The organism is Chamaesiphon sp. OTE_20_metabat_361 (genome assembly GCF_031364565.1).
On the sequence record NZ_JANLWO010000219.1, the window covers coordinates 1 to 3,248 of the forward strand.

The following is a 3,248-nucleotide window of genomic DNA, read 5'->3' on the forward strand; positions in this document are numbered from 1 at the left end:
CTACGATTATCCAACCACCAATCGACAGCTGAGGTTAGCAATTCATACCGAAAAGCGATCGGCACTACTCTACAGTGCCTCAGATATTGACGTATTAGACGACGACCAAATCGCCGTCCATCCTTTCCTACAAAAACTCGGCCCCGATGTGTTAGAGGCTACTACAACAGTGGAAATGGTGCTAGAGCGGCTTCAAAGCAAAACATTTCATCGCAAAGGATTCCCCGCGCTGCTGCTAAATCAGCATTTTTTAGGCGGCTTGGGCAACTATTTACGCAGCGAAGTTTTATTTGTAGCAGGAATTCATCCTACTTTAAGACCAGTGGATTGTTCGATCGACAGCCTTCAGAAACTAGCCGTCGCCCTCCTCGAACTCCCACGCCAATCCTACGCCACCAAGGGGATTACCAATAGCTTGGCGATCGTTAGACAACTCAAACAACGCGGTCAAACCCGCCGTCAATACCGCCACTGGGTCTTCGGTCGTCAAGATTGCCTCTGTCACCTCTGCCACACCAAAATCCTCAAAGATACCCTCGGCGGGCGACGGGTTTATTTTTGCCCTAGTTGTCAAGCTAAATAACTAATTGTTGTTCGAGTGTAAAAAGCATATCAACAAAGGTTTCACACATGACTAGCTGCGCAAATACATCTGAACAACTGCCAGATTTTGAGATTAGTTACCGATTTCTATCGTTCGCAGAGGGTGGTCGTCAAGATTGGACACTATATCAGCACTATCGCTGCGATTGTTCTTACGAGGGAGACAACATTGCAAAAACTGGTATTTATATGATTTGGCCTGAGTTTTTAGCTGCGGATGGTTCGATTTTTCCAAATGACATTCCTGTTCCAGCAGAAGGCTTTGCAACCATGTGGATTATGTCGCCTGAAATGCGCTGTCAGATCCACTCTCAAAGAATTAAAGTGGGAGTAAAGGGGTATTTGATGGAAGGGGGTAGGCAGGTTGCAGAAGCTATTGTTACTAGTGTTATTGGACTTCACTCATTCCCAAATTCGTAATTCTGATAGAATTAATTCATTAGTTTGGCTAAGTTAGCTTATGACCACTACCATCGATCGATCGATTCAACAACAGTTCCTCAGTTTTGATGAGTTTCTGATTCGTTACGGTGGCGATAATCGCTACGAGCTAATTGACGGAGAGGTATTTGACTTGGAACCAACAGGCTCGCATGAAGAGGTTGCAGCTTTCATGACAACCAAGATTTGCGTTCAGATCGATGCAGCAAGCTTACCTTGGTTCGTCCTTCAACGAGGCATATTACGCCCTGACAATATTGGCATGACGGCATTTAGACCGGATGTAGCCGTAATAGACAGAGATCGACTTACGCAAGAAATATACTGGTCTGAGCAATCGATTCTGACTTTAGGCAGTTCGATTAAATTTGTGGCGGAAGTGGTAAGTAGCAATTGGCAAAATGATTATTCCCGTAAGGTTGAAGACTATGCAGTTTTGGGTATTCCTGAATATTGGATTGCTGACTATGCTGGCTTAGGTGGTACTCGACATATTGGTAAACCCAAACAACCTACTCTGTCTATCTGTACACTGGTGAATGGAGAGTATGAAATTCAGCAGCTTCGGGGAAATGAATCGATCGTCTCTGCAACCTTTCCAGATTTAAAACTGACAGCCGAACAAGTATTGAGCGCAGGGCGATAAAATCACTGACTGAGTTAACTACTGTGGATTCGGGTTAAGGATATTTGCGACGCGCGTTCTGGAGGTTCCCTCAAGGTCGAGCGCGTCAAGACACAATCGTAGGCATTTCCATATCGATATCTTACTTTTTTGATTGACACACGCAAACAAATAGTCATAGAATGGTAATTTGTCAACAGTTGGAACCATTCGGCGACTGTCAAAATTTTGTAAAACATGCCAACCATCCAACAGCTCATTCGCAAAGCCCGCGAAGACTACAAAGTCAAAACTAAGTCACCCGCACTGAAGGAATGCCCTCAGCGTCGCGGTGTTTGTACTCGCGTTTATACGACTACACCCAAAAAGCCTAACTCAGCTCTCCGTAAAGTAGCGCGGGTGCGGCTCACTTCTGGTTTTGAAGTCACTGCCTACATTCCTGGTATCGGTCACAACCTTCAGGAACACTCGGTCGTGATGATTCGCGGCGGTCGGGTCAAAGATTTACCTGGGGTCAGATATCACATCATTCGCGGTACGCTCGATACCGCTGGGGTGAAAGATCGCAAGCAAGGTCGTTCCAAGTATGGAACCAAGCGACCCAAAGCTGCTAAGTAAGTTTCTTAATTTTAGGTGGCGATCTCTCGATATCGTTCGAGTGCGTTGTCTATATGTGTAGAAGCTCACAGACCGATCGCAGCTAGCAAGACTGCAAACAATCCCATGCTGAGGGTATTTTTGCCTGTAATTGCCTTGAGTGCCAGCAATGGACATTCGAGCGGCAACTATAAATAATTGCTGAAATAGAGATAAATTGGTAGTTTCCGGTTTCGTTGCAAATGGCTAAAAGACCGTCGTTAGACGATCGCAAAGCCATCACTGAAGATTCCTAGATTAATCCTCAATGCAAATAAGTAAGTGACCGAAGGCGAGCCACAGATGCTCCGATCCAGAGGTTGTAACAACGTCAGTACCTAAACCAATCACCAATTCAATTTTCGTATGTCCCGCAGAACCAAAGTCGTCAAACGCCCAGTGCCACCGGATGCTGTTTACAACAGCCGTCTTGTGAACATGATGGTGCGCCGCATTATGTATAGCGGTAAAAAATCAGTCGCTTATCGGATTATTTACGAAGCGATGAAAACTATTGAAGAGCGGACTGGTAACGATCCGCTCGAAACCTTTGAAAAAGCAGTCAAAAATGCTACTCCCCTCGTGGAAGTCAAAGGTCGTCGGGTTGGTGGTGCTACCTATCAAGTCCCGATGGAAGTTAAAGCCGAGCGCGGTACGGCACTCGCCATGCGCTGGTTGATTAATTACTCGCGCTCGCGTGCGGGCAAATCGATGGCTGGTAAATTGGCTAACGAGCTAATGGATGCAGCTAACGAAACCGGAAGTGCGATCCGCAAGCGTGAGGAAACTCACCGGATGGCAGAAGCAAATAAAGCCTTCGCGCACTACCGTTACTATACCGTTTCGGTTTTCACTCTATTTGGGAACACTCCAATCGAGCGAGTGTCCCCAAAAACGTCTACAATCTTAGTTTAGATTAACAACTTTATTATCGGCAGCCGAC

General features: G+C 46.0%; 4 protein-coding genes and 1 pseudogene. All 5 read left to right on the forward strand.

Features of this window, described 5'->3' with window-relative positions; translation table 11 throughout:
- On the forward strand, positions 1 to 583 hold a 583-nt coding region (locus RMO35_RS06245; RefSeq protein WP_309739388.1), incomplete at its 5' end, for an endonuclease VIII.
- A gap of 47 nt (positions 584 to 630) precedes the next feature.
- Positions 631 to 1,023 carry a hypothetical protein gene (locus tag RMO35_RS06250; protein WP_309739390.1) on the forward strand — a complete coding sequence of 131 codons (393 nt, stop codon included), beginning with the start codon at positions 631 to 633 and terminating at the stop codon, positions 1,021 to 1,023.
- Positions 1,024 to 1,063: 40 nt separating this feature from the next.
- Complete coding sequence (locus RMO35_RS06255; RefSeq protein WP_309739392.1) at positions 1,064 to 1,690, forward strand: Uma2 family endonuclease; 627 nt, start codon at positions 1,064 to 1,066, stop codon at positions 1,688 to 1,690.
- Between the two features lie 216 nt (positions 1,691 to 1,906).
- Positions 1,907 to 2,287 (forward strand): 30S ribosomal protein S12, encoded by a 381-nt coding sequence (rpsL, locus tag RMO35_RS06260; RefSeq protein ID WP_015161335.1) that lies wholly within the window; start codon positions 1,907 to 1,909, stop codon positions 2,285 to 2,287.
- A 384-nt stretch (positions 2,288 to 2,671) separates the two neighbouring features.
- Positions 2,672 to 3,139 (forward strand): annotated as a pseudogene (gene rpsG / locus RMO35_RS06265) (30S ribosomal protein S7); the annotation flags it as partial.
- Positions 3,140 to 3,248: the final 109 nt, after the last annotated feature.

Bases quoted from the DNA above. Each gene is read 5' to 3' on its own strand.
- RMO35_RS06250 (WP_309739390.1), top strand. From the start codon at position 631: ATGACTAGCTGCGCAAATACATCTGAACAACTGCCAGATTTTGAGATT.
- RMO35_RS06255 (WP_309739392.1), top strand. From the start codon at position 1,064: ATGACCACTACCATCGATCGATCGATTCAACAACAGTTCCTCAGTTTT.
- rpsL (WP_015161335.1), top strand. From the start codon at position 1,907: ATGCCAACCATCCAACAGCTCATTCGCAAAGCCCGCGAAGACTACAAA.